18 protein-coding genes are annotated in these 16,703 nt (G+C 61.6%); 6 read left to right on the top strand and 12 right to left on the bottom strand.

The features are described from left to right. Window positions 1-9: 9 nt before the first annotated feature. The 3 genes from QYM46_RS07865 to QYM46_RS07855 all read right to left on the bottom strand — a co-directional run bounded on the left by QYM46_RS07865 (window position 10) and on the right by QYM46_RS07855 (window position 1,641). Window positions 10-513 (bottom strand): phosphoribosyltransferase, encoded by a 504-nt coding sequence (locus QYM46_RS07865; protein ID WP_025778180.1) that lies wholly within the window; start codon window positions 511-513, stop codon window positions 10-12. 59 nt (window positions 514-572) lie between these two features. Further along, entirely contained in the window at window positions 573-1,064 is a 492-nt protein-coding gene (locus QYM46_RS07860) for a DUF2087 domain-containing protein (RefSeq protein WP_432791488.1), read from the bottom strand. Window positions 1,065-1,257: 193 nt separating this feature from the next. Next, a complete protein-coding gene (locus QYM46_RS07855) occupies window positions 1,258-1,641 on the bottom strand; it encodes a YchJ family protein (RefSeq protein WP_432791487.1) in 384 nt (127 codons plus the stop codon). Window positions 1,642-1,694: 53 nt separating this feature from the next. Here QYM46_RS07855 and QYM46_RS07850 point away from each other — a divergent pair, with 53 nt between their 5' ends. The 4 genes from QYM46_RS07850 to QYM46_RS07835 all read left to right on the top strand — a co-directional run bounded on the left by QYM46_RS07850 (window position 1,695) and on the right by QYM46_RS07835 (window position 5,251). After that, the gene (locus QYM46_RS07850) at window positions 1,695-2,282 is read left to right on the top strand and encodes an HhH-GPD-type base excision DNA repair protein (protein WP_432791486.1); all 588 of its coding nucleotides are present in this window, start codon (window positions 1,695-1,697) and stop codon (window positions 2,280-2,282) included. Between the two features lie 159 nt (window positions 2,283-2,441). Beyond that, a complete protein-coding gene (locus tag QYM46_RS07845; protein WP_432791485.1) occupies window positions 2,442-3,083 on the top strand; it encodes a hypothetical protein in 642 nt (213 codons plus the stop codon). A gap of 290 nt (window positions 3,084-3,373) precedes the next feature. Beyond that, complete coding sequence (locus QYM46_RS07840; RefSeq protein WP_432791484.1) at window positions 3,374-3,925, top strand: hypothetical protein; 552 nt, start codon at window positions 3,374-3,376, stop codon at window positions 3,923-3,925. A 90-nt stretch (window positions 3,926-4,015) separates the two neighbouring features. Further along, entirely contained in the window at window positions 4,016-5,251 is a 1,236-nt protein-coding gene (locus QYM46_RS07835) for an NAD(P)-binding domain-containing protein (RefSeq protein WP_432791483.1), read from the top strand. Here QYM46_RS07835 and QYM46_RS07830 read toward each other — a convergent pair. Beyond that, window positions 5,221-5,712 (bottom strand): hypothetical protein, encoded by a 492-nt coding sequence (locus QYM46_RS07830; RefSeq protein WP_432791482.1) that lies wholly within the window; start codon window positions 5,710-5,712, stop codon window positions 5,221-5,223. The two genes, QYM46_RS07835 and QYM46_RS07830, sit on opposite strands and share 31 nt — an antisense overlap. A gap of 275 nt (window positions 5,713-5,987) precedes the next feature. Here QYM46_RS07830 and QYM46_RS07825 point away from each other — a divergent pair, with 275 nt between their 5' ends. Next, window positions 5,988-6,704: a PIG-L deacetylase family protein gene (locus QYM46_RS07825; protein ID WP_432791481.1), complete on the top strand. Its 717-nt coding sequence runs from the start codon at window positions 5,988-5,990 to the stop codon at window positions 6,702-6,704. Between the two features lie 164 nt (window positions 6,705-6,868). Here the strand turns inward: QYM46_RS07825 and tpx are convergent, their stop codons facing one another. The 7 genes from tpx to QYM46_RS07790 all read right to left on the bottom strand — a co-directional run bounded on the left by tpx (window position 6,869) and on the right by QYM46_RS07790 (window position 12,990). After that, a complete protein-coding gene (tpx, locus tag QYM46_RS07820; RefSeq protein ID WP_101553863.1) occupies window positions 6,869-7,369 on the bottom strand; it encodes a thiol peroxidase in 501 nt (166 codons plus the stop codon). Window positions 7,370-7,509: 140 nt separating this feature from the next. Beyond that, window positions 7,510-9,693 (bottom strand): bifunctional metallophosphatase/5'-nucleotidase, encoded by a 2,184-nt coding sequence (locus QYM46_RS07815; protein ID WP_432791480.1) that lies wholly within the window; start codon window positions 9,691-9,693, stop codon window positions 7,510-7,512. Between the two features lie 115 nt (window positions 9,694-9,808). Continuing rightward, window positions 9,809-10,816, bottom strand: coding sequence for a DUF368 domain-containing protein (locus QYM46_RS07810; protein ID WP_432791479.1), 1,008 nt, complete (start codon window positions 10,814-10,816; stop codon window positions 9,809-9,811). Between the two features lie 44 nt (window positions 10,817-10,860). Beyond that, entirely contained in the window at window positions 10,861-11,379 is a 519-nt protein-coding gene (locus QYM46_RS07805) for a DinB family protein (protein ID WP_432791478.1), read from the bottom strand. 55 nt (window positions 11,380-11,434) lie between these two features. Beyond that, window positions 11,435-11,806 carry a VOC family protein gene (locus tag QYM46_RS07800; RefSeq protein WP_101544850.1) on the bottom strand — a complete coding sequence of 124 codons (372 nt, stop codon included), beginning with the start codon at window positions 11,804-11,806 and terminating at the stop codon, window positions 11,435-11,437. Between the two features lie 107 nt (window positions 11,807-11,913). Next, window positions 11,914-12,732 (bottom strand): thioesterase family protein, encoded by an 819-nt coding sequence (locus tag QYM46_RS07795; RefSeq protein ID WP_432791477.1) that lies wholly within the window; start codon window positions 12,730-12,732, stop codon window positions 11,914-11,916. A gap of 42 nt (window positions 12,733-12,774) precedes the next feature. Further along, entirely contained in the window at window positions 12,775-12,990 is a 216-nt protein-coding gene (locus tag QYM46_RS07790) for a hypothetical protein (protein WP_169252025.1), read from the bottom strand. 86 nt (window positions 12,991-13,076) lie between these two features. On the opposite strand from QYM46_RS07790, the gene QYM46_RS07785 reads away from it, so the two are divergent. Beyond that, the gene (locus QYM46_RS07785; RefSeq protein ID WP_432791476.1) at window positions 13,077-14,054 is read left to right on the top strand and encodes a GNAT family N-acetyltransferase; all 978 of its coding nucleotides are present in this window, start codon (window positions 13,077-13,079) and stop codon (window positions 14,052-14,054) included. A gap of 75 nt (window positions 14,055-14,129) precedes the next feature. On the opposite strand, the gene QYM46_RS07780 is transcribed toward QYM46_RS07785, so the two are convergent. Then, window positions 14,130-16,463, bottom strand: coding sequence for a trypsin-like serine protease (locus QYM46_RS07780; RefSeq protein WP_432791475.1), 2,334 nt, complete (start codon window positions 16,461-16,463; stop codon window positions 14,130-14,132). Window positions 16,464-16,703 lie beyond the last annotated feature (240 nt).

Genomic DNA, 16,703 nt, shown 5'->3' with positions numbered 1-16,703 from the left:
ACGGTCAGCTTACTTGCTGGGTTCGACCGGAGGCTCGGCCGACCAGGGGAAGACGATCCACTGATCGGTGCGCTTCCACACGAAGTCCGGGTCGATGATCGATGCGGACTTCGCATAGATGACGGCCGACTGGGCTTCCGCACCGTGTTTGCGCAGCAGTTCGAGGACGAGAGCCAGGGTGCGGCCGGAGTCGGCGACGTCGTCGACGACGAGCAGCTTCTTACCCTTGATCGCTTCGATGTCGAGCATCGGGGCGAGCAGGATCGGGTCGGGCAGGGTCTCGTGGACGTCGGTGTAGAACTCGACGTTGATGGCGTCGGAGAGCTTGAGCCCGAGGGCGTAGGCCAGTGCTCCGGCAGGCAGCAGTCCACCGCGGGCCACGGCGATGACGATCTCGGGATCGTAGTCGGAATCCGCGATGGTCTGCGCCATTTCCCGCGCCGACCGGCCGAACATGTCCCAGCTGAGAATCTCTTTTTCGTCGAGATCGGTCGAATCGGCGTGGTAGGCCATGGATGCTCCTCGTGTCTGCCCGTTTGTGGTTCGAGCTTCAAGGATACGCCGTCGCCTGTTCAGCGCAGAAATACCTCGAGCCCGGCCATCTCCTGGGCTTGTGAGCCTGTATGAGTCGGCGGGTTCGGGTTGACCCAGTATTCGCCGGTGTGGGCATTGCGTTCGAGCAGCCGATAGTCGATGAGTTCACGCCGCAGCAGGGCGAAGTCCGGGTGGAAATCACTGAGGATGGCGCCCAGCCGTTTCTCGCTGTAGACCCGGTCTGGTTCTATGGCGGCGAGCACTTCGATGAGGACGAGTACGAGGGCACGGCGTTTCGTCGGAATGGCGACGAGGCGGCCGTCGGGCATGAACGTTCTCAGCGTCTTCGCCCGAAATCGTGAGACCTCCGAGTCGATGGTGGCTCCGCGGCCGGTAGTCGACCGGGGCACTGCACTCTGGTTCGCGTTCTGATTCGCGGCGATCAGGGCGGTGCGGGCCGTGGTGAAGTTCTCACCGGTTTCGGTCATACGCGTGCGAACGAGCTTCTTGAAATCCTTGTCCTTGGTCATGGTGTCACTTCCTGTGGCGACCAAGTCTCCCCCAGCACGAAACCTGGTCAGGAAATCACCGTGCCGGTTTCGTCCGAGGATTCTCTCCCCTTCGCCATGCGGTCGGTGTGCTGGGAACACGACCTCGGCTGGGCGTTGGATGCGCCGACCACCAGTATAGGCACAGCCGTCGTCGGATCTCGAAGTGGTTGGGTCAGCTTTCGAGGGCTTCGAGGTACATCCACCGGCCGGCTCTGCGGACGAAGGAGGAGTTCTCTTCGAGAACATGATCGCCGAGGTGGTCCCGGAATCGCGCGCGGAAGTGCACGGTGCCGGTGGCATCGTCGACTCCCCCGCCCGTGGTGGACACGATTTCGAGGCCGAGCCATGTGGTGGCGTCATCGACGCCGACATCGTCGGGTCGGGTCTTGGCGTGCCAGGTGCGGAAGAGGTGGTCTTCGTTGCCGCGGACGAAGGCGGTGTAGCGGGAGCGCATGAGCGCCTCGGCGGTGGTGGGCCACATTTCGCCGTCGAGGGCTGGACGGCAGCAGTCGTCGTAGTCGGTACCCGGAGGCATTCCGGAGCAGGGGCAGGTCATCTGTCGATGATATCGGGCGTGGACAGCAGGGGCAGGCATGCGAAGATGGGGACATGACTTCACTGTTCCTGTCTGGAGACCCGAAGGCCGATGCGCTGTTGGCCGAAGACCGCTTCGCCCTGCTCGTCGGAATGCTGCTTGATCAGCAGGTGACCATGGAGAGTGCCTTCGCGGGTCCGGCCAAGCTCGCTGAACGAATGGGCAAGCTCGACATCGACGAGATCGCAGAGATGAATCCGGATGATTTCCTCGACATCTTCGCGCAGACTCCCGCGGTGCACCGGTTTCCGAAGTCGATGGCCGGACGCGTGCAGAAGCTCGCGGCAGCCATCATCGACGACTACGACGGGAATCCCGAGGCGATCTGGACTGAGGGTGATCCCAGCGGCGCTGAGGTGCTCAAACGTCTGAAGAAGCTGCCCGGTTTCGGTGATCAGAAGGCCAAGATCTTCCTGGCCCTGCTCGGCAAGCAGTTCGAACTTCGGGCCGAGGGCTGGCAGAAGGCCGCTGGTGACTACGGAGACGCAGATGCCCGCCGTTCGATCGCCGATGTCCGCGATGACGTCACTCTGCAAGAGGTGCGTGCCTTCAAGAAGCAGCAGAAGGCTGCGGCCAAGGCGGCAGAGGCTGCAAACGAATAGCGTTGGTCGCCCAGAGTCGCGTACTTCCACGCACTCGGACGTGAGTTATCCACAGATTCGACTTCGCCTGTTCTAAAAAGCGTGCCTGTCGAATAATGTAGGGAATCCGGGTGTCGACCGACCGGGTCGCGCCGCAGTTGCAGACCACAGAGGCGTGGAATGAGAACTGGATCGTCCCGACCGTATCGTCGACCTGCCCAAGTATTCGTTGCCGTATTCTGCGCGCTGAGTTTGGTCTCGGTCGTCGGCTGCTCCGATAATTCCCCGGTAGCCGCACCGACGTCGACTCTGCCCGCTCAGCAGCCGGACGGAGCGTCGACTGGTGACGCCGCCGAGGTGGCCATCCCCGACTACGAAACCGACCTCGACCTCGATCAAAAGGAGAAACAGGCCGTCGAGGGCGCGTTGGTGGCGTTCGTCGGGTACATCGACACGATCAACCGAGTATTTTCCTCCGGCGGAAGAGATCTAAACGACATCGAAAATTACGCCGCCGCCGATTCTCTGGAATCACTCCGCCAGAGCGCCAGCGATCTAGAAAAAGACAGTCAATATATGGCGGGCGAGTACGACTACTACAACATTCGAGTTCAGGATGTTGGCATACCCTCGAACTCGTCAGACAAACACACGGTCAAAATTCTCTTCTGCTCACACGACTCAAAACACGCTGTCGTCGACAAGGGCGAATCGATGCCGAACCAGCCGAAGACGAGTCTTACGATCTTACAAACGGCCAGTAAGCACAGTGGCAAATGGAAGATATCCAACCAGGAGCTCTGGAGCAAAAAGTGCGAGTAACTTTGCACCTGTTTGTCGTGAGTTTGTTTGTAATATCCGCCTGTACGCTCCTTGCTCAACCATCACCTGCCAGTAGCGGTCCTGCTTGCAACTCACTTCAAGAGCGCGAGTGCAGTGTTGTGAAACCTCCGGCACCCCAGCCTCCTCCCGGCGGGGGCGGCTCTGGCAGTGGGGGCGGCTCTGGTGGAGGCGGCAATAACGGGGGTGGCTCCGGAGGCGGAGGCGGCGGAGGAGGCGGAGGAGGCGGTGGACTGCCTGACTGTCCGACAGAAGACGTCGGCTATCTGTGTGTGAGTGAACCGGGCCCCGGCGGTGGAGGCGGTGGCGGAGGCGCTCCGGCTCGGCCCGATCCCCCGACGCACATCCCGGAATCGCAGTTTCAGAACTTCGACATACCGGCTCCTACAATCTATGCCTGGCCGAAGGATTGGGCTGTCGTCGGCAAACCGGCCGCCTTCTGGACGGACACCGATGTCAGCTATATCGACATGACACTGCTGACCTATGCCGTCAAAGTCAAAGTCACCCCAGAGCGCTTCAACTGGGACTTCGGAGACGGCTCGGGCAGGACCACTACTGCGAAGGGTGCGAAGCCACTGCCCGGAGGCACACCCCAGATCGGACACGAATACCAAGAGTCAGGCAAAGTATCGGCTTCGATGACTGCGACGTTCAGCGGAGAATTCTCCGTCGACGGTGGCCCCTGGCTTCCTATCGACGGATTCGCTCACGTCGCCAGCAACGACATCGGCATCGAGGTCTACCGTTATCACCGCTACCTCGTCGACGAAGACTGCTATTCCAATCCCCGCGGGCCAGACTGCGCCCGATCTGCTCGATGATGCCCTAAGAGCGTCGACCGGAATCGATCAGAACACAGCATACGTGTGGGCAGTAAGACCTTCACGACAGTAACCTGAAACAATGGCCACATGGTGTGCCGAATCAACGAGCTCCTGATCGATTCTCATTGGCCGATCGTCATCATCGGCGCGGGTCAAGCCGGGCTGTCCGCAGCACATTATCTCTGGCGCGACGGCCTCGCACCGGGCAAAGACTTCATCATCCTCGATGCCGGAGACGGACCTGGTGGAGCCTGGCGCGAACGGTGGGACTCACTGACCTTGGGCACCACCAACCACATCTCCGACCTGCCTGGATTCCCTCTCGGACGTCCCGACCCGAACATCCCCGCCTCGGAGATCGTCTCCGACTACTATTCCCGCTTCGAACGCGAGCTCGAACTCTGTGTCATCCGCCCGGCTGAAGTGGAGACCGTTCGGTCCGAAGACCCCGGACAGGGACGGTTCACCATCGTTGCCACCATCGACGGCGGACAGGTGACGCTCTCCGCCGATTTTCTCATCAACGCGACCGGCACCTGGACCCAACCCTATGTCCCCTTCGTCCCCGGCATCGCGGAGTTCGAGGGGCACCAGCTGCATACCGTGAACTTCCGAGACGTCGAAGACTTCCGGGGACTGCGCACACTCGTCGTCGGCGGCGGGATCTCCGCCACCCAGTTTCTTCTCGAACTCGCCGAGGTGACCGACACTATCTGGGCCACACGCCGTCCCCCGAACTTCACGTCCAGAGAATTCGACGGCCAGTGGGGCCTCGAAGTCGAACGGGCCGTCCGGGAGCGAACACTGTCCGGTATGGCCCCCGCCAGCGTCGTCCGAACCACCGGACTGCCGATCCGCCGCGAATTCCGAGGCGGCATCGACGCGGGAATTCTGGTCTCTCGCGGCATGTTCGATCGCATCCTTCCGCACGGTGTCCACTTCCCCGGAATCGGCGACTCCGAACTGCCGACCTCGGCGGAGGGTCTCGGTCCTTCAGCCAGCGACCATCTGGCAGTGCCCGAGTCATGGGCTCCCTTCGACGAACCACGAGACGAAGAGGTCGACGTGATCTTCTGGAATACAGGGTTCCGGGCGGCGCTCAAACACCTTGCGCCGCTGCGTCTTCGCACACCGGATGGCGGGATCTCCATGGACACCGAGGTCGCGGTCAAAGACGATCCGCGGCTGTTCCTCGTCGGCTACGGATCGGCCAGTTCTACGGTCGGAGCCACCAGAGCGGGAAGGATTGCGGCCCGGGAACTGCTCAAACGCATGTCCGACGGTCGGCAGGCTCAGCGCAGGTCTGGGGCTTTGAGCACCTGATCGTCGAGGCGAACCGTCGGCAGCATCTGTCGGAACTGGTCCTGCGCCTCGGTGTCATCGGCTTGCGCGAGCATGTCGACGCTGACCTTGAAAAGCCGACCTTCGACGGACATTCCGGCAACGGCACCGAAGATCACGGAATCTTCCTTGTCGACTGCCCGCATATCGTCGGGAGCCAGCGTGCCGTGGAAGACCCAGTACTCTCCCCCGCTGAGTGAACCGGTGGACTCGCTGCCCATGGATGATCCCGAAGTGCTGAACATCCGCTCGCGTGCCTTGTCCACCAATGCTTGTGGTGTCGACTCGTCATCGTCGAGACAGTTGACCGTGATGATCGCTCCGGAATCGGTTTCATAGAGTCGATATCCGTCGTATCCGGACCCGTCAGCCCAGTCAGCGCTCAAGGCCAAGCTGACTTCGACGGGACACTGTCCACCCAGTTCGACAGTGGTCTCACTCATGCCATCGGGAATCGTCGGACCGGTTGCTGTCGGCGAAGGTGACTGCCCGTCACCGATCCCCACGTTTGCCGGCTTGGATCCCGCATCGTCCGAGCTGCTGACCCGGAACGCCGAACATCCGGTGAGAACCAGCCCCAGGGCCAGCGACACCGCTACGAGTGGTCTGTTCATCATCGTCTGCCTTCACTCGATCCGTGGGTCATCCATATCGTACCCAATCGCGTACCCGTCCCCGCTCTCTAGCGCAACTGCGAGCTGCCGCCTAGCCTGGAATCATGACTGAGATCCCGCTTTTCGATGACTCTGATATCAACCGTGTGCTCTGCGTGGTCGCGCACCCCGACGATATGGAATACGGCGGTTCGGCGGCAGTGGCAAAATGGACCGATGAAGGCAAGGAGGTCGCCTATCTCTTGCTCACCCGCGGGGAGGCGGGGATCCGGAATATGCCCCCTGAGGAGGTGGCACCGCTGCGCGCGGATGAGCAGCGTCGGGCGTGCAATATCGTCGGCGTCGACGATCTGGAGATCCTCGACTTCCCGGATGGTCTGCTGGAATCCACGCACGAGTTGCGAAAGGCGATTGCGCGGAAAATTCGTGAGTTCCGACCGAACGCGGTCGTCGTGACAACCTTCGACCTCAAGGTTCAGTGGGGACTCAATCATGTCGACCATCGCCATGCCGGCGTCGCCACCGTCGATGCGATCCGCGATGCCGACAATCCCTGGGTCTTCACCGACCTCAAGGACGAGGGACTCGAAGCGTGGAAGGCGGATCGACTGCTCATCAACGGAGGACAGCCCACACACGCCGTGGCGCTCACGGCCGAGCACGTCAATCGTGGTGTGCGCTCCCTCGAGGCGCACAAGGTCTATTTGAACGCGCTCGGCGACCATCCGGCACCGAAGGACATGATTCCCGGAATCACCACGAGCGGTGGAGAACTCGCCGGCGTCGACTATGCCCTGCCGATCACCGTCATCGACATGTGAGCACGTCGGCATGTGCCGGCTATTGGCATGTGCTGCCTGTTGGCAAACAAGGCAACGACTCGTATCGGCACACGTTGCTGACAGAAAGCGAACCGGGCGGGACTCGCGTGAGTCCCGCCCGGTTCACTATTCGCAGGTCGAAGTTCCGACCTGCGAAGAGGAGATCAGGCTCCCAGAGCCGCGATTGCCGAATCGTAGTCGGGTTCGGTCGTGATCTCGTCGACGAGCTGCGTGTACGTTACGGTGCCCTTCTCATCGAGGACGACGACGGACCGTGCGAGCAGACCGGCGAGCGGGCCATCGACCATGGTCACGCCGAAGTCCTTGCCGAACGAGCTGCGGAATCCCGATGCCGTGACGACGTTCTCAATGCCTTCGGCACCGCAGAAGCGAGCCTGGGCGAATGGAAGGTCGTTGGACACGCAGAGAACGGTGGTGTTCTCCAGACCCGCGGCGAGTTCATTGAATTTGCGTACCGAGGCGGCGCACACGCCCGTATCGAGGCTGGGGAAGATGTTGAGCACGACGCGCTTGCCCGAGTGGTCCTGGGAGTTCACATCGCCGAGGTCGCTGCCGACGAGGCTGAATGCCGGAGACTGCTCGCCCTTGGCGGGCAGGTCGCCGACGGTCTTGACCGGAGATCCCTGAAATGCTGTGTTGGCCATGCTTGACTCTCTCCTTCTTCAAAGCTGACTGCTGTCACTCTCACTCTACGTGAGTTGCCGCCGAGGCGAACCCGATCAACATGGACCGGACGCTCGACCGACTTTCTGATCGTTGAGTCCCACCCGCTGCAGCCGGTCGCTCAACGGCGACGGCGGCGTGAGAAGTACACGAGAGCCGTACCGAGTGCGATGATCGCGGCGGCGATGCCGATGCTTGCGGCAAGCTCGAGACCGGTCCGTGGCAGGTCAGCGCCACCGCCTGCGCCGGCTGCCGAGTCGTCAGCTTCGCCGCCTTCAGCATTGCCGTCCGATGCACTGTTCGCCGAGTCGTCGTTCTCGGATGTTGCCTCTCCGGCGTTGTCCTCCCCGTCAGCGCTTCCGGAACTCCCGGAGCCCGAGCTGTCGGAGGTCGCACCGGCGTCGGACTCAGCACCATCGGATCCATTCGAATCCGCCTCGGCAGTGACTTCGCCGGAGCTGTCGGAATCCTCGCTGTCAGTGGAATCGTCATCATCTCCGCCGGGTGAACGGCTGCTGGTGACGACCTGCCAGTTCTCGTCGAAGAAGTCGGCAGGGTCGACGATCTGCTTTTCCTCGGCCCAGTCGATGAGGGCCTGGCGCACCTCGACCTGTTCGTTGTAGACCTCCTTGAGTCCGTCGACCGGATAGCCGCCTCCCCCGGACTGTCGGTAGTTGTTGATCGCGAGGATGAACCGGTCGGTGTCTCCGATTTCGCTGCCGTCGGCCTGTTTGAGGTTCTCGATCCTCTCCCCGATCGGTTTGGAGACATTGATGTCGTAGTCGATTCCGGCCAGAGCGTCATAGTTGTAGTCCGGGATCGGAGATTGAGAGACTTCGTCGATCGCGTTGGTGCCGTCGACCGGGTCGAATTCGGCGCCTTCTTCGGTCTGTTTGAAATAGCGTGCCGAGTATTCGAGGTAGTCGCGCAGCTGGGCACCGTTGATCTCGACTCCGGCAAGAGTGTTGTCGTAGACGTAGAGTCCGGCCACGTCTCGGATCGTGATGTCGCCGGCCGGGAACTCTGCGGTGCGGCTGAAGGGAGATGCCTGTGAGATCACGGGAAGATCGTCATAGTCCGTTCCTTTCAGTCCTTCTTCCACCGTCTCGGTCTGGACGTGAGAGATGAAGTCGAGGATCGCCGTATCCTCATAGTATGAGGTCTTCGCCGACAGCGTTTCGGTCACCGAGCCGATCTTCGTGTTCACGTAATCGATCGTGGTCCGGTGCTGCTCTTCGACGAGGTCTTTGATCTCCTGATCCTCAGCGACTTCGCCTTGGGTGGCGAGAGCGTCCGCGTGCGGCTCGGCCTCGCCCCAGTCGACGTGGTGGGTGTCGAGGTTGATCGGCAGTCCCACCTCTGAGACCGAACGGGCCCAGTAGTTCGGTTGGGTGATGAGCACCTGGCTGCCGTCGTCGCGGGTCACGACTTGGCTGGGTTCGTTCTGGTGAGTATGGCCGGCGACGAGGACATCGATTCCGGGAACCTGCGCCACTGAAGTGCTGACGTTCTCCTGCAGTCGGTCGGGATCCCAGTTCTGTCCTTTCGGATCTTTGCCGGAGTGGGAGAGCACGACGATGACGTCGGCGCCCTTCTGTTTCATCTCGGGGACATACTTCTGGGCTGTCTCGACGGGATCGTCGAAGTGCACCTTTCCGGACAAGTTGTTCTTGTCCCAGATTCGGCTGCCGGGAGTGGTCACGCCGAGGACGCCGACGGTGATCGTCTCACCATCGGCCTGTTTGTCGACCAGCGCGTACGGGTCCAGATGGGTTTGGCCGTCTGCGTCGTCGATGACATTGGCGCCGAGAAGCGGGAAGTCGACTTGGTCGCTGTAGGTGGCCAGCAGGTCGAGGCCGTAGTTGAATTCGTGGTTGCCGACGACCTGTGTGTCGTATCCCAGATGGTTGTAGGTCTTGGCCAGCGGGTGTGTTTGGCCGCTGGTCGTGATCGGCTCCTGTTTGGCGTAGTAGTAGGCCAACGGGTTGCCTTGGATGGTGTCGCCGTTGTCGACGAGGAGCACGGATTCTGCACCTTTGTCCTCCCGTACTCCCTTGATCAACGTCGAGGCTCGGGACATGCCCAGCTCCTCCCCTGCTGGGTAGGGCTTGTTCGCAAAGTAGTCCCAGTTGAGGACGTGGCCGTGAACATCCGTCGTCGCCAACAGAGTCAGCTCCCCGGTCTCGGCCACCTGCGAGTCGGTGGGCGCATGGGCACTGCCGAGGCCGGTCGCGGAGGCGGCCGCGGGTCCAGTGATGATCAGAGCGAGGGCGAGCGAGGACGAGGTCAGGGTGCGCAGGCGCATATGTCTCCAGAGAACTGGTCAACAAGGATGGCAGTGATTCAACTCTCTTACCCTAGTGGGCGCTGACCGGTTTCTGAATGGATCTTGAGAGAAGTTTGAACAAACTCTATTGCGCTCACGCCACAGAGGAATCAGCGCCGCCGGCCTCATCCTTCGATGATGCAGATTTCGCCTCGACGACGATGAGGATGACGACAACGGCCGCGCCGAGGACGGCGAGCAGAATCGGGCCGAGCACCGGGTCGACGGGAGCCAGCAGACCACCCGCCCCGTGCTCTTCGCCGTCGGCGCCCACCTCGGCAGATGACTGCCAGGGCCAGAGTGCGCGCAGGGACCCGAACATCAGTCCTGCCATGACGATGAGTGTCCACCACCGGTGATTGTGCAGGAAGTATTTGAGGAGATTGACGAAGACCGCCAGGCCGAGGACTGCGCCGAGAAGGAAGATTCCGAGATAACCGAAGTCACGTGAGTCCACGGCGCGAAGTGTGGTCGAGTACATGCCGACTGCCAGCAGGAAGAATGATCCGGACACTCCTGGCACCACAAGTGCGCAGATGGCGATCGAAGCGACGAAGAAGACAGCGATGAGTGGTGGGTTCTCCACGTCTGCCCCGCCGGCCAGACTCGTCATCAAGAATGCGAGAGCGGCAGCGACGATGAAGGCCAGAACGCCGAGGAGCGCCGGTTGCCGCGAGGAACGTGCCGGCAACATGCGCAACGGCACCGCAATGCTGGCGGCGACGAGGCCGAAGAACAGTCCGCGGGAGAGTTCGGGGTTGCCGGTGACGAAGGATTCCAGGACACCGGCGATGGTGAATACGGCCACGGCCATCCCCAACAGAACCGGGATGACGAGGAACCAGTCGGTGCGCCGCAGTTCTGCCAGTGCTCCGCTGACACGCTTGGGGCCGGTCACCAAGGTCTTCGCCGCGGCTACGACGTGCGCTGCGGAATCGATCAGTTGGTCGTAGACTCCGGTGACCAAGGCAATGGTTCCGCCGGAGACCCCGGGGACGAGTTCGGCGCTGCCGATGAGGAATCCGCGGATCAGGTCGAGCGGCAGGAGTGCTTTGGACCGTTTCGGCGCAGTGCCGGTTCCGGTCGATGGGATGTTCGTCATACCTCCCAGCCTATTTGATCCGCCCTCTGCACAGTGCCCACGACTCAGTCGCCGATCTCACCATCGATGTCCTCGCGCAAGATGTCCGCATGGCCCGCGTGCCGGGCATACTCCTCGATGAGATGGATGAGGATCCATCTGACGTTGAATTTCTCGCCGTCACGGTCTCCTCGTGCGGTCAGGGTGTCCAAGTCGGTCACCTCGGCGAGGATTTCGCGGGAGTTCCCACACGCCTGCTCGTGGGCGGCCAGGAGTTCATCTGCGGTCATCCCGGATGCGGACTCGAAGTCCCAATCGCGGTCGGTGTTCCAGTCGACACTCGACCAGCGCTCCCCCAGTTCTCTGCCCTGCAGCACTTCGACGAACCAGCTCTCTTCGACGAGGGTGAGGTGTCGCAGGATGCCTCCGATCGTCAGCGACGACGACGCCACGGTGTGGTTGAGCTGTTCCGGCGACAGTCCATCGACTTTGCGCCGGACCACCTGTCGGAAATAGTCGAGGAACTCTTCGAGCCCTCGTCGTTCGTTCGGGGAATTGCTCGGATCGGTCAACGGCAGGGTCATGCTGAGCCTCTCTGATCATGCAGACGGCCTGATGTTCGCACCAGGCGTGTGAAGCTCAGTCTAGTTTTCGCCGGCCGATGTCGAAGAGGTTTCCTTCGGGATCTTTCAGTGTCGTCCATTCGATCCCGTACTCGTCGAAGGACGCGAGCTTGTGCGCGCCCAAGGAGACTGCGCGGTCGACGTCCGCCGGATAATGCGGATCGTCGAGGTCGATGTGCAGCGGGTTCTTCCCCTCGGCGCGTTCGTCGACCTTGAGGAAGAGCATTCCCGGAGTCGGTGACTCGCTGTTGTGGACTCCCCCGATGCTCGCAACGAATTCGTTGGCACCGGGGTCGATATCGGCGCCGAGGAGGTCCGCCCAGAAGATCGATTGAGCTTCCACATCGAGGCAGTCGAAGGTGATGCTCAAAGATGCCAGCGACGCCATGAGCGCGGTCCTTTCGCAGTCGGATAGGTGTTGACCCGACTCTAGAGCACCCCACCGACATGGCACATCGAAGGCGTCATCATCGGTTATCCGCCGTCATCGACGCGTCAACCGCGGGGTTGGCGCGCCAACTGCCGCGACTGAGCGACGAGGCGACCGGCCGAGTCCCACAGTTCGCAGTCCTCTTCGAACATGCCGCCGGCAATGTTTCGAGTGGACAATCGTGCGCTGATCCATCCGGGAGCAGGCAGAGCGCGGACGTGTGCGGTCAGTTCCATCGTCGGCGCCCAGTTGAAGCGACCGAGGTCGAACATCACCGGCGGGAACGAGTCGAGGAACGTCAACAGGGACAGAGGATCCGGGTCACTCCCGTCGATGAACCGAATCCAGCCTTGCAGCACTCCGCGACCACTGGGTTTGCCGACTGCGAATCCGGCGGTGGCCGGATCCAGGCGCATATCGAACCGTTCGATCAGCGGTGCCGCTTTCTTGAATTCCTCGCTGGCTTCGGCAACACCGACGCATTCTTCCGGTGGGGGCAGGTGGGGCGGGGTGGCTGTCGTGCCGACATCGTCAGGAAGCTCGCCGAGGTTGCCCATCGTGGCCATCGCAGAGATCGTCGGTGCCCCGTTCTGGACGAGTTCGATGCCGTAGCTCGCTGTCGATCGGCCTTCGCGCAGCGTGCGCGTGGTGATGTCAACCGGCCCCTCTCTGCTGGGCCCGAGGTAGAAAGTCGAGATGACAAGAGGGTCCGGAGTGCTCGGGTTGACGGTGCGCAGGGCTTGTCCGGCGACTCCGAGGAGGTAGCCTCCGTTGACGGCACCGGCGACTTTCCAGCCGGCGTCGAGCTCGGCGGTGAAGTCGTGGTCACCGTGACGGGTGACTGCGATGGCGCGGGAGAATTCACTGACGGTCGATTGACTCATAACGCATACAGTACCAAGAGCTGAACGAACGTACAGCCAGATTCACTGCCGTCCGGGTTGCCGTTCATTGCCGTGCCGGTAGTTTCCTGTCGCCCGTGCCAATAGCTGCTGATCGCTCTCGTCGTCTCGGCCGAGCTTGGGGATGAGTGCGGCAGCCTTCTTCCCGCCGAGCTCCATGACGTTTCGGCCGCCTCGGCGGATGAGGAGAACTCCGGATTTGGTGACTTGGTAATCGAATGGATCACCTTCGAGGCTCATGACTGGACTCCTTCGTCTCGGGCGCACCTTGGCGCTTTCATCTCTGCGTTGAGTTGCCGTGAGCGCTCACCGATTAGTCTAAGCGCATGAGTGTGAAGCTGACCCGGGTCGATCCGCATGGCTGCGACGATGATCATCTTATTGATTTCTACACCACGGAAGAGTTCCCCTTTCACGCCAAGTTGTCCGTCTGGTCGACGGAAGAAGTGCGCGAACGGATCGCGGACGGCTACTTCATCAGTGAGGAGACCGAAACTTTCTGGCTCGTCCACAGCGAGCTGGGCCGGATCGGCATCGTCCGCCTCGAGGATCTTCACGACGAGACTCCGATGTTCGACCTCCGATTAGCTTCGCGATTTCGAGGTCGGGGCCTCGGCATTGAGGCGTTGACCGCCATTGCCGCTCATGTCTTCTCCACCACGCGAGCAGTTCGACTGGAGGGTCAGACACGCGAAGACAATCACGCCATGAGGTCGGTCTTCGACCGGGCAGGCTGGACGAAAGAAGCTCACTACCGCCGCTCGTGGCCAGTCACCGGTGGCGATCCGCTGGATTCGGTCGGCTATGCGATCCTGCGCGAGGAGTGGGAGACAGGCGTCGGGTTTGAATTGCACTGGCATGATCGCCGTCATTTCCGTGATCAGACTCGATCCGGGATCACGTACTCGTCGAATACCCTGCCTTCGCGCAGTGAGCTGCTCAAGCTCTATGACTCGGTCGGATGGTCTGCCTATACAAGCGATCCGGAACGGCTGGTCCGCAGCGTGCTCAACTCTGCGCACGTCGTCTGTGCTCGCCGGGCAGGAATGCTCGTGGGAATGGCCCGCGTGGTCAGTGACTTCGGAACACTTGTCTACCTCCAAGACGTCCTCGTCGATCCAGGAAAGCAGCGGCGCGGCATCGGGGGTGAACTCGTCGTTCGCGCCCTCGAACCTTTCGCCGATGTCCGGCAGACCGTCCTGCTCGCCGACGCCGATCCCGGACTGACTGTGTTCTACACGTCGCTCGGTTTCAGCGAGGCCGCCCCGTCGGCAGGAGCGACGGTCCGTGCTTTCGTCCGATGAGGTGAAAGTGCCCCTGGCCTTCCGGCCAGGGGCACTTTCTCTCAGTCAGTCAGCGAGTGACTGTCAGAGTGTGTTTCAGTTGTTCTTCTTGCGACGCATGGTCAGAACAACAGCGGCTCCACCGACGAGGAGCAGTCCGGCTCCGGCAGCCAGGCCGGTCAGCTCGGCACCGGTGCGAGGCAGATCAGAACCGCCGTCACCGTTTCCATCATCGTTGCCGTTGTCGTCACCATCGTCGCCGCCGCCGTTGCCGTCTTCGTCGGCAACGACCTGGAAGGAGCTGGTGAGGGCTTCTTCGTCTTCGGTGTCGTTGGCGCCGGTGACCTGGACGTCGTACTTACCGAGGTAGGCCTCGGGGTTCGAGGCGCTGGTGCCGTAGATCGAGAATCCGACGACTCCGTCAGCGTCAGCGGTCTCTTCGAGGGTGATGCCCTCGACGTTTTCAGGACCGCCAACAACTTCGAGGGTCACCTTCTCGCCCTCGTCGAAGCCTTCACCGGTGATCTGAACGCCCTTGTCTTCCTTCACGAAGTCCGAAGCTGCGATCTCCTTCGGCTCGACGGTCAGCTTGCGCTCGGCCTCAGCAGCCTGGACAGTCACCGTGAAGTTGGTGGCCTCCGAAGTCTGTCCGTTGGCGGTAACCGTGGCGGAGTACGCGTATTCGCCAGGCTCGGCAGGAGCCTCGGTGGAGAAGTTTCCGTCAGCATCGGTCTTGACCGTCACGCTGCCCTCAGCCGGTGCGGCCTGAGCCTGAGAGGAACCCGCCTGGGCATCGCCGGCGGCCTTCCAGGTCAGATTCACTTCAGCGTTCGGAGCGGCCTTGCCGGTGATCTTTCCGCCTTCGACGACCGTCTGGTCTCCAACCTTGGGAGCTTCAGGCTTCTCGTCACCGTCTGCGTCGGAATCGGCTTCGTCATCCTTGCCGTCGGCAGCGGCGGAGGTGTCTGCGTCGTCGCCGTCGGCAGAAGCGGAGGCGTCTGCATCCTTACCGTCAGCGTCAGCCCCGGCATTCGAATCGGCGCCGTCGGCGTCAGCACCGCCGTCGGAGTCATCCGATGCCTTGACAGTCACTGTGAAGGTGGCGGCTTCTGAAGTCTGACCGTCGACAGTAGCAACGGCCTTCGCATCGTAGTCACCTTCTGCTTCGGGACCCTCGAGAGTGAAGTTTCCGCTGTCATCGGCCTTCGCAGTGGCTTCGCCTTCCGCAGCACCGGTCCAAGTGACCTTCACGTCAGCACCGGCCGCAGCCTTGCCAGTGATCGCGCCCTTGGGCTCGATGGTCTGGTCCTCGACCGTCGGCGCGGCAGGAGCCTCAGGCTCTTCGTTCGGGTCGTCGAAGGAAATCGTCTGTCCGGACTTTTCGAGCGAGTAGTCGAGGTCGGCTACCCAACTGAAGTCGATCTCTTGGCCGTTCTCGTCCTCTGCAGGACCGCCACCGGAGATGACGCCGACTGCGGTGTCTCCCTGGAAGACGCCGCCACCGGAATCGCCGGGTGCGGAGAACGGCTTGCCGGACGGCGCCTTGACTCCGAAACCGTGGACGAAGCGTCCGCTGACGTTGACGAAGTCGAACTGCTCGTTGTAGGCAGTCCATGTCTCGTTCTCAGTCAGTCCGGTGGTTCGGCCGGCCTTCTGAACGGTACCTTCGCTGTGAGCGCCGACCTTGGTGATATCGGTAGCGAGCTTCGCAGCCAGATCGTCATCGCCCGCGGTCGACCAGTCAGTCACACCAGTCTTGACGTTGTACTTCGAAGCATCGACATTGATGACCGCGAAGTCGATATCGTCGTCCTTGGGCTGTGCGTCCGAGCCCGGAGGAACCAGTTCTCCGCCGAACTTGTGGTAACCCCAGGTGCCGATGACACCGAGTCCCGTCTGCTTGAATCCTTCTCCGCCGACCGCAGGGGCAGTGGAAGGCTGTTCAGTCTCGTCGACCGTTGTGTCGCCTTCGAACTCCATGGTCTGCTCGTTGATGATCTTCGCGCAGTGACCGGCGGTGAGGACGATCGGCTTTCCATCGGCATCCCAGCCGGAGAATCCGGTCGAGCAGGCTCCGCCACTTTCTCCTGCATTGACAAGGTAGCCCGCGCCGCCGACCAGGTCATTTCCAGCGTAGGCCTTGAGCTCTTTGATTCCCTCAACGACCTTGACGTTTGCGTAATCTTCTTCGAGCTGCTTGGTCTTGTCGTCGGCCTTCTCGACGCCGATGGTCAGCTTGCCGTTCTTGGCGCCGTATGCGTTGACGCCGGACGCTTTGTCCAGAGTCTTCTGCACAGCCGCTTGGCTCTGCACGTTCAGCTTCTGCGGACCGTTGTCTGCGACGGCCGGAGAGGCTGCGAATGCGCCGCCCAGGCCGAGTGCTGTCGCTGCTGCCAGCGCCAGCGAACTCTGCACGAGTTTCTTCTGCATAAGTTGTTGTCTCTCTGTTCTGAGGGATCAATGTCACAAGTTGATGACCTAAGTCACGATAAGGTTACGGGTCGCACTCAGGAACTACCAAAAAAGTACGCCCGAAACTGTGAACTTAATGACCGAAACTTCATCAGATGTACAAAGCGACTTGCCGGTATCATCCACCAGACCCCCACAATGAATACACGACGCCCCCGGTCAGAAGACCGGGGGCATCGTCTGTGAGTGTTCAGCAGA

This window comes from Brevibacterium sp. K11IcPPYGO002, from assembly GCF_050920635.1.
GTDB lineage: Bacteria > Actinomycetota > Actinomycetes > Actinomycetales > Brevibacteriaceae > Brevibacterium.
This window is presented reverse-complemented; position numbering and strand designations above follow the sequence as displayed.

Bases quoted from the DNA above. Each gene is read 5' to 3' on its own strand.
- QYM46_RS07865 (WP_025778180.1), bottom strand. From the start codon at position 513: ATGGCCTACCACGCCGATTCGACCGATCTCGACGAAAAAGAGATTCTC.
- QYM46_RS07860 (WP_432791488.1), bottom strand. From the start codon at position 1,064: ATGACCAAGGACAAGGATTTCAAGAAGCTCGTTCGCACGCGTATGACC.
- QYM46_RS07855 (WP_432791487.1), bottom strand. From the start codon at position 1,641: ATGACCTGCCCCTGCTCCGGAATGCCTCCGGGTACCGACTACGACGAC.
- QYM46_RS07850 (WP_432791486.1), top strand. From the start codon at position 1,695: ATGACTTCACTGTTCCTGTCTGGAGACCCGAAGGCCGATGCGCTGTTG.
- QYM46_RS07845 (WP_432791485.1), top strand. From the start codon at position 2,442: ATGAGAACTGGATCGTCCCGACCGTATCGTCGACCTGCCCAAGTATTC.
- QYM46_RS07835 (WP_432791483.1), top strand. From the start codon at position 4,016: ATGGTGTGCCGAATCAACGAGCTCCTGATCGATTCTCATTGGCCGATC.
- QYM46_RS07830 (WP_432791482.1), bottom strand. From the start codon at position 5,712: ATGAGTGAGACCACTGTCGAACTGGGTGGACAGTGTCCCGTCGAAGTC.
- QYM46_RS07825 (WP_432791481.1), top strand. From the start codon at position 5,988: ATGACTGAGATCCCGCTTTTCGATGACTCTGATATCAACCGTGTGCTC.
- tpx (WP_101553863.1), bottom strand. From the start codon at position 7,369: ATGGCCAACACAGCATTTCAGGGATCTCCGGTCAAGACCGTCGGCGAC.
- QYM46_RS07815 (WP_432791480.1), bottom strand. From the start codon at position 9,693: ATGCGCCTGCGCACCCTGACCTCGTCCTCGCTCGCCCTCGCTCTGATC.
- QYM46_RS07810 (WP_432791479.1), bottom strand. From the start codon at position 10,816: ATGACGAACATCCCATCGACCGGAACCGGCACTGCGCCGAAACGGTCC.
- QYM46_RS07805 (WP_432791478.1), bottom strand. From the start codon at position 11,379: ATGACCCTGCCGTTGACCGATCCGAGCAATTCCCCGAACGAACGACGA.
- QYM46_RS07800 (WP_101544850.1), bottom strand. From the start codon at position 11,806: ATGGCGTCGCTGGCATCTTTGAGCATCACCTTCGACTGCCTCGATGTG.
- QYM46_RS07795 (WP_432791477.1), bottom strand. From the start codon at position 12,732: ATGAGTCAATCGACCGTCAGTGAATTCTCCCGCGCCATCGCAGTCACC.
- QYM46_RS07790 (WP_169252025.1), bottom strand. From the start codon at position 12,990: ATGAGCCTCGAAGGTGATCCATTCGATTACCAAGTCACCAAATCCGGA.
- QYM46_RS07785 (WP_432791476.1), top strand. From the start codon at position 13,077: ATGAGTGTGAAGCTGACCCGGGTCGATCCGCATGGCTGCGACGATGAT.
- QYM46_RS07780 (WP_432791475.1), bottom strand. From the start codon at position 16,463: ATGCAGAAGAAACTCGTGCAGAGTTCGCTGGCGCTGGCAGCAGCGACA.